Origin of the sequence: Streptomyces hundungensis, from assembly GCF_003627815.1 — a bacterium.
Classification (GTDB): domain Bacteria; phylum Actinomycetota; class Actinomycetes; order Streptomycetales; family Streptomycetaceae; genus Streptomyces; species Streptomyces hundungensis_A.
The window spans coordinates 6,326,242-6,341,817 of the sequence record NZ_CP032698.1 but is presented as its reverse complement, the minus strand read 5'-3'; the positions used below and the strand labels follow the sequence as shown (position 1 = coordinate 6,341,817).

General features: G+C 70.7%; 12 protein-coding genes. 6 read left to right on the top strand and 6 right to left on the bottom strand.

Annotated features, from left to right (window positions below):
- Positions 1-4: 4 nt before the first annotated feature.
- Complete coding sequence (locus tag DWB77_RS28090; RefSeq protein WP_120724276.1) at positions 5-844, bottom strand: ABC transporter permease; 840 nt, start codon at positions 842-844, stop codon at positions 5-7.
- Complete coding sequence (locus DWB77_RS28085; RefSeq protein ID WP_120724274.1) at positions 841-1,848, bottom strand: ABC transporter ATP-binding protein; 1,008 nt, start codon at positions 1,846-1,848, stop codon at positions 841-843. The genes DWB77_RS28090 and DWB77_RS28085 overlap by 4 nt, the downstream gene beginning before the upstream one ends.
- A gap of 332 nt (positions 1,849-2,180) precedes the next feature.
- Between DWB77_RS28085 and DWB77_RS28080 the strand changes: the two genes are divergently transcribed.
- Positions 2,181-3,389: an IS110 family transposase gene (locus tag DWB77_RS28080; protein WP_120720370.1), complete on the top strand. Its 1,209-nt coding sequence runs from the start codon at positions 2,181-2,183 to the stop codon at positions 3,387-3,389.
- Positions 3,390-3,438: 49 nt separating this feature from the next.
- Here the strand turns inward: DWB77_RS28080 and DWB77_RS28075 are convergent, their stop codons facing one another.
- On the bottom strand, positions 3,439-4,686 hold the full coding sequence (locus DWB77_RS28075; protein ID WP_120724272.1) for an NYN domain-containing protein: 1,248 nt from the start codon (positions 4,684-4,686) through the stop codon (positions 3,439-3,441).
- A 265-nt stretch (positions 4,687-4,951) separates the two neighbouring features.
- On the opposite strand from DWB77_RS28075, the gene DWB77_RS28070 reads away from it, so the two are divergent.
- A complete protein-coding gene (locus DWB77_RS28070) occupies positions 4,952-5,131 on the top strand; it encodes a hypothetical protein (protein WP_120724270.1) in 180 nt (59 codons plus the stop codon).
- An 86-nt stretch (positions 5,132-5,217) separates the two neighbouring features.
- On the opposite strand, the gene dnaE is transcribed toward DWB77_RS28070, so the two are convergent.
- The gene (dnaE, locus tag DWB77_RS28065; RefSeq protein WP_174248636.1) at positions 5,218-8,763 is read right to left on the bottom strand and encodes a DNA polymerase III subunit alpha; all 3,546 of its coding nucleotides are present in this window, start codon (positions 8,761-8,763) and stop codon (positions 5,218-5,220) included.
- Positions 8,764-8,991: 228 nt separating this feature from the next.
- Between dnaE and DWB77_RS28060 the strand changes: the two genes are divergently transcribed.
- The 3 genes from DWB77_RS28060 to DWB77_RS28050 are packed head-to-tail and all read left to right on the top strand — an operon-like array spanning position 8,992 to position 11,912.
- Positions 8,992-10,320, top strand: a complete 1,329-nt coding sequence (locus DWB77_RS28060; RefSeq protein ID WP_120724266.1) for a DUF2252 domain-containing protein — start codon at positions 8,992-8,994, stop codon at positions 10,318-10,320.
- A 54-nt stretch (positions 10,321-10,374) separates the two neighbouring features.
- Positions 10,375-11,049: a hypothetical protein gene (locus DWB77_RS28055; RefSeq protein ID WP_120724264.1), complete on the top strand. Its 675-nt coding sequence runs from the start codon at positions 10,375-10,377 to the stop codon at positions 11,047-11,049.
- A 53-nt stretch (positions 11,050-11,102) separates the two neighbouring features.
- Positions 11,103-11,912, top strand: a complete 810-nt coding sequence (locus DWB77_RS28050; protein WP_120724263.1) for a thioredoxin domain-containing protein — start codon at positions 11,103-11,105, stop codon at positions 11,910-11,912.
- Between the two features lie 67 nt (positions 11,913-11,979).
- On the opposite strand, the gene DWB77_RS28045 is transcribed toward DWB77_RS28050, so the two are convergent.
- Positions 11,980-12,561 carry a dienelactone hydrolase family protein gene (locus DWB77_RS28045; RefSeq protein WP_120724261.1) on the bottom strand — a complete coding sequence of 194 codons (582 nt, stop codon included), beginning with the start codon at positions 12,559-12,561 and terminating at the stop codon, positions 11,980-11,982.
- Between the two features lie 82 nt (positions 12,562-12,643).
- On the opposite strand from DWB77_RS28045, the gene DWB77_RS28040 reads away from it, so the two are divergent.
- On the top strand, positions 12,644-13,759 hold the full coding sequence (locus DWB77_RS28040; protein WP_120724259.1) for a mechanosensitive ion channel family protein: 1,116 nt from the start codon (positions 12,644-12,646) through the stop codon (positions 13,757-13,759).
- 123 nt (positions 13,760-13,882) lie between these two features.
- On the opposite strand, the gene DWB77_RS28035 is transcribed toward DWB77_RS28040, so the two are convergent.
- Positions 13,883-15,469, bottom strand: a complete 1,587-nt coding sequence (locus DWB77_RS28035) for a Na+/H+ antiporter (RefSeq protein WP_120724257.1) — start codon at positions 15,467-15,469, stop codon at positions 13,883-13,885.
- Positions 15,470-15,576: the final 107 nt, after the last annotated feature.

Below are 15,576 nucleotides of genomic sequence, written 5' to 3'. Positions count from 1 at the left end.
TGCCTCACCGGACCGCCGCCCGGCGGTAGGCCCACGCCGCGACGGCCAGCGAGACGACGCCGACGGCCGCGCAGACCCCGAGGTCGAGGCCGACCAGGGCCCAGTCGGGGTGGGTGTCGAAGCTCCGCGCGAGGGCCTCCACGCCATAGGTGGAGGGCAGCAGATCACGGGCGTAGGCGATGGGTCCGGGCAGCCGGCCGGCCGGCAGCACCCCGAGCAGCAGCGCCGCCGACATCCCCAACTGGCCGAAGAGGGTGGCGAGTTCCTGACGCGGCGCGAGCAGCCCGAGGGCCGCGCCGAGGCCGGACAGCGCGGCCCCGGCGAGCGGGATCACCGCGGCCAGGACCCACAGGTGCCCCATCGGAAGCCCGAAGAGGAGGCAGCCGAAGACGGCCGTGACGGCGGTGCCCGGCACGGTGAAGGAGGCGTACGCGGCGGCCGTGCCGAGTACGACCGACGCCGCCGGCACCGGCAGCGTCGCGTAGTGGTCGAGGCCGCCGCCGGCCCGTAGCTGACCGAAGTACTGGGCGAGCAGGTTGAGCGCGACGAAGGCGACGACGAGCACGCTCGACCCGGCGACCACCGCACGGGCCTCGCTCCCGCCGTCGACCACCCCCCGCATGAGGATCATGATGCCGACGGACTGGAACGTCGCGACGAAGAGCAGCGGGATCCGGGCGACCCGGGCCCGCGAGAGCTGGGCGCGGTAGACGGCGGCGAGCGCGGGCAGCAGCCGGGCGCGGGGGGCCAGGGGTGCGGCGAGGGAGACGTCGGGGTGCTGGGCGGCACCGCGGGCCGGGGCCGGGTCGGCCGCGACCCCGCTCTCCACGGGAATGGCGCTCATGCCTTCACAAGCCCTTCCGTGCGGCCGCCGAGGGCGAGGTAGACGTCTTCCAGGCTCGGCGTGGCCAGGGTGAAGTCGTCGAGGGCGGCGAAGGCGGGGCCCCCGGTGACGGTGGCGACGGCGGCCCTGGCCCGCTCCGGGCTGAGCCGCAGCGTCCAGCGCCGCCCCGACTCCTGGGCCGCCGCGCGCAGCGCCGCGACCTCGGGGACCTCGACGGGGGCGCGGTCGCGCCACACCAGCTCGACCCGCACCTCGTCGGCGACCCGCGCCTTGAGCCCGGCGGGGGTGTCGCAGGCGATGACCCGGCCGCGCTCGATCACGGCGACCCGGTCGAGGACGGTCTCGGCCTCGATGACGTTGTGGGTGACGAGCAGTACGGTCGCGCCGCGTTCGGCCCGGCGTCGGTCGACGGCCGCCCACACGGCGCGCCGGGCGACCGGGTCCATGCCGGTGGTGGGTTCGTCCAGGACGAGCACGGGCCGCTCGCCGACCAGCGCGGCGGCCAGACAGGCCAGTCGGCGCTGGCCGCCCGAGAGCTTCTTGAGCGGCCGTCCGGCGAGGTCGTCAAGACCGAGTTCGGCCAGCACGGCGTCGCGTTCGGCGCGGGCCTCGCGCAGGGTGAGGCCGCGCAGCCGGCCGGTGGTCTCGGCGGCCAGCGCGACGGTGAGCTCGTCGAGCGCGGTGGACTCCTGGCCGAGGTGGGCGATGAGGCGGGCGGCGCGTTCGGGGTGGCGCACCAGATCGTGTCCCAGCACCTCGACGGAGCCGGCGTCGGGCCGCATGAGCCCGGTGAGCTGGCGTACGAGGGTGGACTTGCCGGCGCCGTTGGGCCCGAGCAGACCGAAGATCTCGCCGCGCCCCACCTCCAGGCTGATCCCGTCGGTGGCGCGGACCTCGGGCGTACCGGGCGCACCTCGTCGGCCCCTGGTCGCGGGGTACGTCTTGACCAGGCCCCGCACCGCGCAAACGGTGTCGGCCCGGGCCGCTGCTGTGCCGGTACTCACGGGGAACGAGCCTAAGGGGTCGAAGGACCGGTCCGGTCCCGGGGGCGGCTTTGCGCGCTGCCCGAGCCGCCCCGTTATCTTCTTCGCGGTCCTGCAAGAGGGCCGCTGGCCTCCGGGCCCGGCATGACTGTTGCCCCCTGTCGAACGGATGACCTGGGGGGTGGTGTCACCGGGCCCGGGAGGTGCCGTCGGAGACGCTGATGAGAGGTCCGGCCACCACCCGGTCCGGCGCAATGCCGGACAGCTCGCGGGCGGCAGGTCTGCATAACGTGGATGCGCGCGTACGACACCACTGCCAAGGCCGGCACGTTCAACTCTGCTGGAAGGGCACGATGTTCGACACCGAAGACGTAGGCGTGTTCCTCGGCCTGGACGTCGGCAAGACCGCTCATCACGGCCATGGGCTCACCCCGGCCGGGAAGAAGGTCTTCGACAAGCCGATGCCCAACAGCGAGCCGAAACTGCGGGCCGTCTTCGACAAGCTGACCGCGAAGTTCGGCACCGTCCTGGTGATCGTGGACCAGCCCGCCTCCATCGGAGCCCTCCCGCTGACCGTGGCCCGGGACGCGGGCTGCAAGGTCGCCTACCTGCCCGGACTCGCGATGCGCCGCATCGCCGACCTCTACCCGGGCGAGGCCAAGACCGACGCGAAGGACGCCGCGGTGATCGCGGACGCCGCCCGCACCATGCCGCACACGCTGCGCTCTCTGGAGCTGACCGACGAGATCACCGCCGAACTCACCGTCCTGACCGGCTTCGACCAGGACCTCGCCGCCGAGGCAACCCGCACCTCCAACCGGATACGCGGCCTGCTCACCCAGTTCCACCCCTCGCTGGAACGCGTCCTCGGCCCCCGCCTGGACCACCCCGCCGTCACCTGGCTGCTGGAACGCTACGGCTCCCCGGCCGCCCTGCGGAAAGCCGGCCGCCGCAGACTCGTCGAACTCATCCGGCCCAAGGCCCCGCGCATGGCTACCCGGCTGGTCGACGACGTCTTCGACGCCCTGGACGAACAGACCGTGGTCGTTCCCGGCACCGGCACCCTCGACACGGTCGTGCCCTCCCTGGCCCGATCGCTCGCGGCGGTCCACGAACAACGCCGGGCCCTGGAAGCCCAGATCAAAGCCCTGCTGGAGGACCACCCTCTTTCCAAGGTCCTGACCTCGATGCCAGGGGTCGCGGTCAGGACCGCCGCAGTTCTGCTGGTCACCGTCGGCGACGGCACCAGCTTCCCCACCGCCGCCCACCTGGCCTCCTACGCCGGCCTCGCCCCGACAACGAAGTCCTCGGGGACCTCGATCCACGGCGAACACGCACCACGAGGCGGAAACCGGCAGCTCAAACGCGCAATGTTCCTGTCCGCGTTCGCAGCCCTGCACGATCCCGCCTCCCGCACCTACTACGACAAATGCCGGGCCCGGGGAAAGACCCACACCCAGGCCCTGCTCCGCCTCGCCCGCCACCGCATCAGCGTCCTGTTCGCCATGCTCCGCGACGGCACCTTCTACGAACCACGCGTCCCTGAAGCAGCCGTCGCATGACCAGCTCAGGCTTGACGAAGGACATAGAGGCACCCCCCCGAGCGCCGTGCTACTCGCCGGCGGGCTGGCGCTCGGCGGCGGCCCGTACGTCGATCTCGCGCCAGAAGCCGGCCCGGATCGCATACCGGTCGTGCTCGTCGATCTGGTCGTCCTTGTGCGCCAGGAGGCCGAACCGGGCGGCGTAGCGCAGGAGTTCACCGTCGATGCGGTGCGGGATGCGGGGGTACATCGTGGACAGCTTCTGTACGTGCGAGGGCTCGGGGAGGCGTTCCATCCAGCGCCGCGCGAAGACCTGGCCCACCTCGTAGGGGTCGCCGCCGACCGTGGTGATGTCCTCCTCGCGGTCCGCCCAGCGCTGCTCGGCGCTGGTGAGCTGGGCCAGGGTGGGCAGCGAGGCGGTCTCGGGCGACTCCCCGAGCGCGGAGCCGGGCCGCTCCACCCACCCCTTGTCGGAGGACCAGCGCAGGGTGGCCGCGGGCACGGGGGCCGCGGCCGGGGTGCTGCCGGGGCCGCGCAGGGAGGCGAGGTCCTTCGGGGTCGGCACGCCCTTGACGCCGCTGGGGGCGGGCACGGGGGCGCCGTTCTTGGCGGGGTCCTCGGGGGGCGCGGTGCCGTTGCGGGCGGCGGCGGCCTGGGCCTCGGCGGCCCGCTCGGCGGAGGCGGCCAGCGCCGATTCGGGCAGCGGCGCGGAGAGGATCGCGGCGATCTCGGGGCGGGGCGCGGGTGCGGGGGCGCAGATGCCGGTGAGGTCGCGGGCGCGGACCGCCTGGGTGATCCAGGCCCGGTCGAGCACTCGGCGTTCGTCGGCCTCGGCGACGAGGTCCTCGGACTGGTTGTAGTCGCCGTCGGCGGCCTGGACGGCCCAGAGGTGGACGGCGACGCCGTGTTCCTTGGCGGACATCAGGCCCGGCAGCAGATCGCCGTCGCCGGTCACCAGGACCACGTCCGAACAGGCCCGGTTGCGGGCGAGTTCGGTCAGCTCGGCGTGCATCGCCGCGTCCACGCCCTTCTGTGCCCAGCGGCCGTCGCTGCGGGTCAAAGCGCCCAGGCGGACCGTCACCCTGGGCATCACGCGCAGCCGGCGGTGTTCGGGCTGGGGCACCCGGTCGGGCGCGCCGTCGAACCAGTAGATGCGCAGCAGCGGTTGCTGGGTGTCGGCCTCGGCGCGCTCGCGGAGCCCCTGAATCAGGGCGGCGTGGTCGACGGTGATGCGGGAACGGGCCGGTTCTCCGGCGAGCAGACTCGCGGCGGCACCGAGCAGGTAGCCGGCGTCCACCAGGACGACGCAGCGGTCCATGCGTTCCACCCTCTTTCGGGAACGGAAAAGCCGAAGACATAAGAAATCAGGAGCGGAAAATCGGGAGATCACCGAACGAGATTCGGGTTTCCTTCGAGTCTGCCCGACCGTGCGGGGGTTGAGCACCGGAACTCGATCATCGGCGTGGCGGATTGGGGCGTCACACCCCGCTCACGCACGGTAATGATCCGAAATGCGTTCTTTGTCCGCGTGTGTGAGTCTGACAGCGGCCCTGGCCCCGAGTTCCCCCACAGGAGGCAGCACCATGGCCAAGAACAAGAACCGCAAGTCGGACAGTCAGCAGGACCGCTCCAGCGCCGCAGAGCGCGGCGAGCAGCAGGCGAAGTCCTCCGCGATGGAGGCCCAGGCCATGCCCCAGGCACAGGCCCAGGGCAGCCCGGCGGATGTTGCGCGTAAGCACCAGCGTCGCTTCGGTCATAACTAGCCGTCATTGCGAGCGAAAGAAGGGGCGCACCCGATGGGGTGCGCCCCTTTCTCGTACGTCTTCCCCCGCGCGGGGTGTGCCGTGGCTCAGCCGGCCAGGCAGGACGGGCCGAGCAGCACCTTCAGGTCGCCGAAGAGGGCCGGGTCCGGCTGGACCCGGTGGCGGTCGAGCCGCAGCACGGTGGTCGAGCGCGGCCCCTGGAGCTTGATCCGCACCTCGGTGTTGCCCCGGTGGTGGCCCAGGATCTCGCCGAGCCTGCTGACCATCGGCGGGGTGACCTTGACGGTCGGGATGGTCAGGACGACCGGGGCGTTGGTGCCCGCCGAGGAGAGGTCGGGGACCATCAGCTCCATCGCGACCAGGCGCGGGATGTCCTCGCGCTTGTCGAGCCGGCCCTTGACGAACACCACGGCGTCCTCGACGAGCTGTGTCGAGACCAGCTGGTAGGTGGCCGGGAAGAACATGCACTCGATCGAGCCCGCCAGGTCCTCGACCGTGGCGATCGCCCAGGCGTTGCCCTGCTTGGTCATCTTGCGCTGGAGGCCCGAGATGATGCCGCCGATGGTGACGATCGAGCCGTCCGAGTAGTCCCCGCCGGTGAGCTGGCCGATGCCCGCGTCCGCCTTGTCGGACAGGACGTGCTCAAGACCGAAGAGCGGGTGGTCGGAGACGTACAGGCCGAGCATCTCGCGTTCCTGGGCGAGCAGATAGGACTTCTCCCACTCCACGTCGCCGAACTCGACGTCGAGGCCGAAGCCCGGCTCGCTGCTGTCCTCGTCCATCCCGCCGAAGAGGTCGAACTGGCCCTCGGCCTCCTTGCGCTTGACCTGGACCACGTTGTCGATCATGGGCTCGAACTGGGCGGTCAGGCCCTTGCGGGTGTGGCCCATCGTGTCGAAGGCGCCCGCCTTGATGAGGGACTCCGTGGTGCGCTTGTTGCAGGCGGCCGCCTCGACCTTGTCCAGGTAGTCGGGGAAGGAGGCGAACTTCCCCTTCGCCTTGCGGGAGCGGATGATCGAATCCACCACGTTGGTGCCGACGTTGCGCACGGCCTCCAGGCCGAACAGGATCACGTCGTCGCCCTGGGCGGCGAAGTTGTGCACCGACTCGTTGACGTTGGGCGGCAGCACCTTGATCCCCATGCGCCGGCACTCGTTGAGGTAGACGGCCGACTTGTCCTTGTCGTCCTTCACCGAGGTGAGCAGCGCCGCCATGTACTCGGCCGGGTAGTTCGCCTTCAGATACGCGGTCCAGTAGGTGACCAGGCCGTACGCGGAGGAGTGCGCCTTGTTGAAGGCGTATCCGGCGAACGGGACCAGCACGTCCCACAGCGCCTGGATCGCGGCGTCCGAATAGCCCTTCTCCTTGGCGCCCGCCTGGAAGAGGACGAAGTTCTTCGCCAGCTCCTCGGGCTTCTTCTTGCCCATCACGCGGCGCAGGATGTCGGCCTCGCCCAGCGAGTACCCGGCGACGATCTGGGCGGCCTTCTGGACCTGCTCCTGGTAGACGATGAGGCCGTAGGTGAGGCCCAGGGTCTCCTTGAGCGGCTCCTCCAGCTCCGGGTGGATCGGAGTGATCTCCTGGCGGCCGTTCTTGCGCTCGGCGTAGTTCGTGTGCGAGTTCATGCCCATCGGGCCCGGCCGGTACAGGGCCGAGACGGCGGAAATGTCCTCGAAGTTGTCGGGCTGCATCTGGCGAAGCAGCGAACGCATGGGGCCGCCGTCGAACTGGAAGACGCCGAGGGTGTCGCCTCGGCAGAGCAGTTCGAAGGTCTTCGGGTCGTCCAGCGGGAGCGAGAGCATCTCCAGCTCGATGCCCTTGTTGGCCTTCACCATCTTGACGGCGTCGTCCATGATGGTCAGGTTCCGCAGGCCCAGGAAGTCCATCTTCAGCAGGCCGAGCGACTCGCACTGCGGGTAGTCCCACTGGGTGATGGTCACGCCATCGGTGTGCCGCACCCAGATCGGGGCGTGGTCCACGATCGGCTCGCTGGACATGATGACGCCGGCCGCGTGGACGCCCATCTGCCGGACCAGGCCCTCGACGCCCTTGGCGGTGTCGATGACCTTCTTCACGTCCGGCTCGTTCTCGTACATCCCCCGGATCTCGCCCGCCTCGCTGTAGCGCGGGTGCTTGGGGTCGGTGATGCCGGAGAGGTCGATGCCCTTGCCGAGGACGTCGGCGGGCATCGCCTTGGTGAGGCGGTCGCCCATCGCGTACGGGTAGCCCAGGACGCGCGCGGAGTCCTTGATGGCGTTCTTCGCCTTGATCTTTCCGTAGGTGCCGATCATGGCGACCTTGTCGGAGCCGTACTTCTCCGTCACGTACCGGATCACCTCGACGCGCCTGCGCTCGTCGAAGTCGATGTCGACATCGGGCATGGAGACGCGCTCGGGGTTGAGGAACCGCTCGAAGATCAGGCCGTGGGTGATCGGGTCGAGGTCGGTGATGCCCATCGCGTACGCGACGATCGAGCCGGCCGCGGAGCCTCGGCCGGGGCCGACCGCGATGCCGTTGTTCTTGGCCCACATGATGAAGTCGGCGACCACCAGGAAGTATCCGGGGAACCCCATCTGGATGATGATGTCCATCTCGTACTCCGCCTGCTTCTGGCGGTCCTCGGGGACACCACCCGGGTAGCGGCGCTCCATGCCGGCCCGGACTTCCTCCTGGAACCAGGTGACCTCGGTGTACCCCTCGGGGATGTCGAACTTCGGCATGAGGTTCTTGGCCTCGAACATGCCGGTCGTGTCGATCTGTTCGGCCACCAGGAGGGTGTTGCGGCACCCCTCCTGCCAGGCGTCCGAGGAGTCGATGGCGTACATCTCGTCGGTGGACTTGAGGTAGTAGCCGGTGCCGTCGAAGCGGAAGCGGTCCGGGTCCGAGAGGTTCTTGCCGGTCTGGATGCACAGCAGCGCGTCGTGCGCGGTCGCCTCGTGGGCGTAGGTGTAGTGCGAGTCGTTGGTGACCAGCGGCGGGATGCCGAGCTTCCTGCCGATCTCCAACAGGCCGTCGCGGACCCGGCGTTCGATCTCGATGCCGTGGTCCATCAGCTCCAGGAAGTACTTGCCCTCGCCGAAGATGTCCTTGTAGTCGGAGGCCGCCTTCAGCGCCTCGTCGAACTGGCCGAGTCTGAGCCGCGTCTGGACCTCGCCCGAGGGGCAGCCGGTGGAGGCGATGAGCCCCTCCGACCACTGCGAGATCGTCTCCTTGTCCATCCGGGGCCACTTCTGGAGCCAGCCCTCGGCGTACGCGTCGGAGGAGAGCCGGAACAGGTTGTGCAGGCCCGTCTTGTTGTGCGCCCAGATGGTCTTGTGCGTATAACCACCCGAACCGGACACGTCGTCGCGCTTCTGGTGCGGCTGTCCCCACTGGATCTTGCGCTTGTTGCGCCGCGACTCGGGGGCCACGTACGCCTCGATGCCGATGATCGGCGTGACGCCCGCCTTCTTCGCCGAATGGAAGAAGTCGTAGGCCCCGTGCAGGTTGCCGTGGTCGGACATCGCGATGTGCGTCATGCCCATCTCGTTGCAGGCCTCGAACATGTCCTTGAGCCGCGCGGCACCGTCCAGCAGCGAGTACTGGGTGTGGACGTGAAGGTGCGTGAACGGTGTCTTGGACGTGCCAGTCACGGTTGGGGCCTCCAACGGCAAAGGGGGGGGTCTCGCGGAGCGGGGGGACAGCCTCGGAGTCTACGTCGCCCCGCTGACAGTCGAGGGGGGAACCACGGCGCGCGGCACCTCGACGGCAGACGGCGCCGGGGCGGCGAACGGGCACTTTCGGGGTACGGTCGCGCGTTGGAAGGGGCACACCCCGTCCCGCACGTGACGCAGGCAGTACGCACCAGGAGGCACCCAGCGATGTCGGTCCCGCAGCTCAGCGCTGAGAGGCGCGGCGAAGAGATACTCGCCGTTTTCGAGACCGCGTTCGGCGAGCTCCTGGCCGCCGACCCGGCCGCGTTCCGGGTCAAGTTCCGCAAGATGGCGGCCTCCGCGTTCGCCTTCTACCGGGGCACGGCCTGCCTGTTCTACGCCGACCTGGAGAAGGAGCGGCACGGCGGTCCCTACCTGGACGAGCGCACCGGCCGGGTCTGGATCCACGGCGATCTGCACGCCGAGAACTTCGGCACCTACATGGACGCCAACGGGCGGCTGATCTTCAACGTCAACGACTTCGACGAGGCGTACGTGGGCCCCTTCACCTGGGACCTGAAGCGGCTCGCCGCCTCGCTGGCGCTGATCGGCTACACCAAGGCGCTCGGCGACGAGCAGATCACCTCCCTGGTGCGCACCTTCGCCGCCGCCTACCGCGAGCGCATCCACGCGCTGGCGTCCGGCGCCAAGGACGACGAGGTGCCGCCCTTCACCCTGGACACGGCGGAGGGCCCGCTGCTCGGCGCGCTGCGCGACGCCCGCGCCCGGACCCGGTTCGCGCTGCTCGACTCGATGACCGAGATCCGCGACTACGAGCGCCGGTTCACCGAGGGCGACGGCTCGATCGAGCTGGACGCGGCGACCCGCTACAAGGTCCTCGCGGCCTTCGACGGCTATCTGGAGACGCTGCCCGAGGAGAGCCTGGTGCGCCCGGACTCCTACCGCGTCAAGGACGTCGTGGGGCGGCGCGGCATCGGCATCGGCTCGGCCGGGCTGCCCTCGTACAACATCCTGCTCGAAGGGCACAGCGACGCCCTGGAGAACGATGTGGTGATCTACATCAAGCAGGCGCAGACCCCGGCGGTGTCCCGGCACATCACGGACCCGGCGGTGCGCGGCTACTTCGAGCACGAGGGGCACCGCACGGTGATCTCCCAGCGCGCGCTCCAGGCCGCCGCCGACCCGTGGCTCGGCTGGACCGAGCTGGACGGCGCGGGCCAGCTGGTCGCCGAGGTCTCGCCGTACGCGGTGGACCTGGACTGGTCGGACATCGACGACCCCGACGAGATCGCGGCGGTCGTCGCCGACCTCGGCCGGGCCACCGCCACGATGCACGCGGCGGCGGACGACGAGAGCGGCCACTCCGAGCTCGTGCCCTTCTCCACCGAGCGCGCCATCGACGCGGCGATCGCCGCCGACGAGGAGGGCTTCGGCGACCTGCTCGTGGACTTCGCGCACTCCTACGGGGCGCGGGCCAGGGCGGATCACCAGATCTTCGTCGACCTGTTCCGTAACGGTCGGATCCCGGGTCTGTAGTCTCACCGAACTCTTAGGCACGGCATACGGCCGGACATGGCACACTCACCCGCGATGGACATATCCGGGACGCAGCTCAGGGCGGCACGCGCGGCGCTTTTCACGGCGCTCGTCGTGACGCTCTCCGCCGCGTCCCACGTGCTGCTCTCGCGGGTCCCGCTGCCGCTCTCGCTGGTGTCGGCGGCGGCCGGCGCGGTCTTCGTCCTCGCGTACGCGCTGGCCGGCCGCGAGCGCGGCTTCTGGGCGATCGCGGGCGCCCTCGTCCCGCTGGAACTGGCCGTCGACACGCTGTTCACCACCGGCCAGCACGTCTGTTACGGCCCGGCGGGCGGGCCCGTCGCGGGCGCCTTGCGCGCGGTCGGCTTCGACGTGCTGTGCGGCGGCGGCACCCTGGGCGCGATGTCCGCCCCGGCCGACGCGGCGACGATGCTGACCCACCCGGGGCCCGCCGTGCCCTGGCTGCTGCTCGCCGCCCATCTGACGCTCGGCCTGCTCGCCGCGGTGTGGCTGCGCCGCGGTGAGGCGGCGCTGGCCCGGCTGCTGCGCGTGGTCGGCGCGTTCGCCTTCCGGCCGCTCCTGGTGGCCGTCGCCGTGGTGCGGGCCGCCGCCGACCGTTCGGGCCCGCTCGCGCGCCCGGCCCACCGCGGGCCCGGCCCCTCGCCCACCCGCCTCCTGGTGCACTCCGTGGCACGAAGGGGACCGCCCCGCAGGGCGCTCGGCACCGTCTGAGCCCCGAGCACCGCAGTCCCCCGTTTCCCCTCTGCCATCCGGAGAAGAAGATCATGAGTTCCCGCAACAGCCACGCCAACAAGGCCGCCGCCCGCGAGCGGCTGCGAGCGGAGCGCGAGCGCGAGGCGAAGAGGGCCAAGACCCGTCGCCAGGTCATCGTGGCCGTGTCCGTCGTCGGTGTCCTCGCCGTCGCGGGCGGCGCCGGCTACGCGATCATGCAGGCCATGAAGCCCAGCGCGTGGGAGGCCGCCAAGGACAAGGCGCTGGTGAAGCCCGCCAACTCGGGCAGCGACGGCACGACCGTCGTCATCGGCAAGCCCGAGGCGAAGAAGACCCTCGAAATGTACGAGGACCCGCGCTGCCCGATCTGCTCGCAGTTCGAGCAGGCCGTCGGCCCGACCGTCAAGAAGGACATCGACGCGGGCAAGTACAAGATCCAGTTCATCGGCGCCACGTTCATCGACAACGGCAGCCCGGGGACCGGCTCCAAGACCGCGCTGAGCGCGCTGGGCGCGGCCCTCAACGTCAGCCCCGAGGCGTTCCTCGAGTACAAGTCGGCGCTCTTCTCGGCGAAGTTCCACCCCGAGGAGACCCAGGACAAGTTCAAGAGCCGCGACTACCTTCTCGAGATCGCCGACACCGTTCCGGCGCTCAAGGGCAACGCGGCCTTCGCCAAGGCGGTGAAGGACGGCACCTACGACAAGTGGGCGCTCGTCATGTCGGACAAGTTCAACGACAGCGGTGTCCAGGGCACGCCCACCCTGAAGATGGACGGCAAGAAGGTCACCGCGGAGGGCTCGGACAACGCGCCGTCCGACCCGGCCTCCTTCACGGCCGCGATCGACAAGGCGCTCAAGGGCTGACCCGCCCCGAGCCACCCGCCGAGCGGGCCGTCCGAACTCCCGCTTCCGGACGGCCCGTTCGGCGTTCCTACGCCTGGGGCGCGAGACTGTCGAGGAAGCCGAGCGCGGTGCGCCAGGTCAGCTCGGCGGACGCCTCGTCGTAGTCCGGCAGCCCGGGGTCGGTGTAGAGGTGGCCGGCGCCCGGGTAGCGGTAGATCTCCACGTCCGCGCCGGCCCGCCGCATCTGGAGGTACCAGGAGTTGAGCCAGTCCGCCGACTCGAACGGGTCCGGGTCGGCGACGTGCAGCTGGACCGGCAGCTCGTCCACGGCCGTGTTCTCCGCCATGTCCGAGGTGCCGTGGAAGAGCAGCAGCCCGCGGGCCTTCTCGTCGCCGAGCGCCAGGGTCTGCGCGATGGATCCGCCGAGCGAGAAGCCCGCGTAGACGAGCCCGCGCTCCGAGTAGGGGGCGGCGGCGAGAACGGCCCGCTTCAGGAGCTCCTCCTTGCCGATCTCGTCCTTGAGCCGGGCTCCCTCCTCGGCGGTCTCCGCGGTGCGGCCCTCGTACAGGTCGGGGACGTGCACCTCGTGACCGGCGGCCCGCAGCCGCTCGGCCGCCTCCCGCACGGCGGGGCGCATGCCGTGGACGGAGTGGAAAAGCATGATGTTCATGAGGCCATCGTGCCAGCCGGGGCGGAGTGGACGGTCAGGGTGCCGTGTCCGGTGGTCGCCGGCGGCGCGTTACGGTCGGGGCATGGAGAACGTACTGCGTCCGTTGATCGTCATCGGCGGCTCGGTCGTGCTCACGCTAGCCGTAGGGTGGCTCGCCGACCGACTGTTGCGCCGAACCGACACCCGTCACCGGGACACCCCGCTGTGGGGTCTGCTGCGGCGTTGCCGGATACCGCTGAACCTCGTCCTGCTCACCGCGATCCTGCGGGGCTCCTACGACGAGATCAAGTGGCATCCGGTGCAGGAGCACAGAGCGGGCCTCGGGCAGTGTCTGACGCTGGTCCTGATCGGCGCGAGTTCCTGGCTGGTGGTGCGGATCGCCACGGCCGTCGTGGAGTCCTCGTACACCCGCTACGCGAGCTCGACGCGCGATCCCGCCCGGGTGCGCCGGGTCCGCACCCAGGTCACGCTCATCCAGCGGGTGGTCAGCGCGATCGTCATCGTGGTGGCGGTCGCGGCGATGCTGCTCACCTTCCCCGCGATGCGGGCGGCGGGCGCGTCCCTGCTGGCCTCGGCGGGCATCGTCGGCATCGTCGCCGGTGTGGCCGCCCAGTCCACCCTCGGCAACCTCTTCGCCGGGCTCCAGATCGCCTTCGGCGACATGGTGCGGATAGGCGACACCGTGGTGGTCGACGGGGAGTGGGGCGTGGTCGAGGAGATCACGCTCACCTATCTCGCCGTCCGCACCTGGGACGAGCGCCGGCTGACCATGCCGGTGTCGTACTTCACCAGCAAGCCGTTCCAGAACTGGTCGCGCGGCGGTGTCCAGATGACCGGCACGGTCTTCTTCCACCTGGACCACTCGGCGCCGCTGCCCCTGATGCGTGAACGGCTCACCCTGATCCTCAAGGAGTGCCCGGCGTGGGACGGCCGGGACTTCTCGCTCACCGTCACCGACACCACCCCGTCCACGATCGAGGTGCGGGCCGTGGTGACCGCCAAGGACGCGGACGACATCTGGACGGTGCGCGTCACCGTCCGCGAGCAGATGGTGGCGTGGCTGTGCGCCGAGCACCCGTACGCACTGCCGAGGATCACGACGTCCTCGCGGCCGCCCCGGACCGAGGACCGCGACGGGTTCGGAGACGAGCGTCCCCCGTTCCGTCCGGCGATCGAGGACGGGCGCGAGCGGCCCTGAGGCCGGCCGGGCGCCGGGAGGTCGCTTCAGGGCCCGGTGGCGCCGGAAGGTCACCTGAGCTTCAGGCTCCGGTGGGCGCCGGAAGGTCACCTGAGCTTCAGGCTCCGGTGGGCGCCGGAAGGTTCACCGCAGGCTGCGGACGTCCAACTGCCGCAGCACCCGGTCCACGACCTCCGGATCCGCCCCCGGCTCGCTGCGCGCGGACAGCACCTCGTGGCGGGCGGCGGACATCATCTCGCGCTGGATGCGCTGCACGGCCCGGATCCGCTCGACCCGCTTCGCGTACGCCTCGCGCCGCTCCTCGTCGACCATGTCGGGGCTGATCTTCGCGCCCACGTCGAAGGCGCGCCGGTGGAGCTGCTCCATGACCTCCTCGGGCAGCTCCTCGACGTCCTGGATCTCCTTCAGACGCCGCTTCGCGGCCTTGGCGGCCCGGATCGCCAGGTCCCGCGCCAGCACCCGCTCGACGTCCGTGTCAGCCCGTACGCCCAACTTCCTGACCAGCCAGGGCAGGGTGAGCCCCTGGAAGACCAGGGTGGTCATGATCACGGCGAAGGCGATGAAGACGATCTCGTCGCGGTCGGGGAAGGGCGAGCCGTCGTCCGTCTTCAGCGGGATGGCGAGCGCGAGCGCCACCGAGGCCACGCCCCGCATCCCGGCCCACCACATGATGATCGTCTCGCGCCAGGACGTGGGGATGTCCTCGTCGTAGTCGCGCTTGTGGTGCAGCCGCTTGGCGAGCCAGGTGGCCGGGAGCAGCCACAGCAGCCGTACGCCCACGACGACGCCGACCACGACCGCGGCCCAGCCGAACATGTGCGTCTCGTGGCCGGTCGCGGTGCCGAACACATGGTGGAGTTCGAGCCCGATCAGGCCGAACGCCACCCCGGTGACCAGGGTGTCGACGATCTCCCAGAACGTCGCCCCGGCGAGCCGGCCCTGCACGTCGTCGGCGTCCATCGTGTGCTCGGCGAGGAACAGCGCCACGGTCAGCACGGCGAGCACCCCGGAGCCGCCGAACTCCTCGGCCAGTACGTAGCCGACGAAGGGGACCAGGAGGGTGAGGCCGATCTGGAGGGTAGGGTCGCCGAGCAGGCTCATCAGCTTGTTGGCGGCCCAGCCGAGCGCGAGGCCCACGGCGACGGCGACCACGGCGGAGAGCACGAGTTCACCGGCGGCCGACGCCCACGAGAAGCTGCCGCTCACGACGGCCGCGATCGCCACGTGGTAGAGCACGATCGCGGTGACGTCGTTGAACAGGCCCTCGCCCTCCAGGATCGACACCAGCCGGCGCGGCAGCCCGAGCGAGCCCGCCACCGCGGTCGCGGCGACCGGGTCGGGCGGCGCGACGAGGGCGCCGAGCGCGACGGCGGCGCCGAGCGGCAGGCCGGGCACGATGGAGTTGGCGACGGCCGCGACGGCGGCGGTGGTGACGAAGACGAGCGCCACGGCGAGCAGGAAGATCGGCCGCACATTGGCCGTGAACTGCCGCCAGGAGGTGCGCTGTACGGAGGCGTAGAGCAGCGGCGGAAGCACCAGCGGAAGGATGAGTTCCGGCTCGATGGAGACATTGGGCACGAACGGCAGCAGCGCCATGACGATCCCGCCGATCGTCATCAGCACCGGCGCGGGCAGCTTGAGCCGCTCCCCCAGCGGGACCGTCACCACCGCTCCGAGCAGGAGCACGAGCAGCAGGGCGAGCTGGTCCACGAAGTTCCCCTCCGGGCGGTGCGGGCCTGGGCGGCCTTGACGATCAAGACCTCAAGCGTGCCACGCAACCCACCCCAACCGCCCATCGGGGAGCAAAGGGCTCGGGC

What these genes read in the sequence shown, in the direction of transcription:
- DWB77_RS28090 (WP_120724276.1), bottom strand. Translation starts at nt 844, where the DNA reads ATGAGCGCCATTCCCGTGGAGAGCGGGGTCGCGGCCGACCCGGCCCCG.
- DWB77_RS28080 (WP_120720370.1), top strand. Translation starts at nt 2,181, where the DNA reads ATGTTCGACACCGAAGACGTAGGCGTGTTCCTCGGCCTGGACGTCGGC.
- DWB77_RS28075 (WP_120724272.1), bottom strand. Translation starts at nt 4,686, where the DNA reads ATGGACCGCTGCGTCGTCCTGGTGGACGCCGGCTACCTGCTCGGTGCC.
- DWB77_RS28070 (WP_120724270.1), top strand. Translation starts at nt 4,952, where the DNA reads ATGGCCAAGAACAAGAACCGCAAGTCGGACAGTCAGCAGGACCGCTCC.
- DWB77_RS28060 (WP_120724266.1), top strand. Translation starts at nt 8,992, where the DNA reads ATGTCGGTCCCGCAGCTCAGCGCTGAGAGGCGCGGCGAAGAGATACTC.
- DWB77_RS28055 (WP_120724264.1), top strand. Translation starts at nt 10,375, where the DNA reads ATGGACATATCCGGGACGCAGCTCAGGGCGGCACGCGCGGCGCTTTTC.
- DWB77_RS28050 (WP_120724263.1), top strand. Translation starts at nt 11,103, where the DNA reads ATGAGTTCCCGCAACAGCCACGCCAACAAGGCCGCCGCCCGCGAGCGG.
- DWB77_RS28045 (WP_120724261.1), bottom strand. Translation starts at nt 12,561, where the DNA reads ATGAACATCATGCTTTTCCACTCCGTCCACGGCATGCGCCCCGCCGTG.
- DWB77_RS28040 (WP_120724259.1), top strand. Translation starts at nt 12,644, where the DNA reads ATGGAGAACGTACTGCGTCCGTTGATCGTCATCGGCGGCTCGGTCGTG.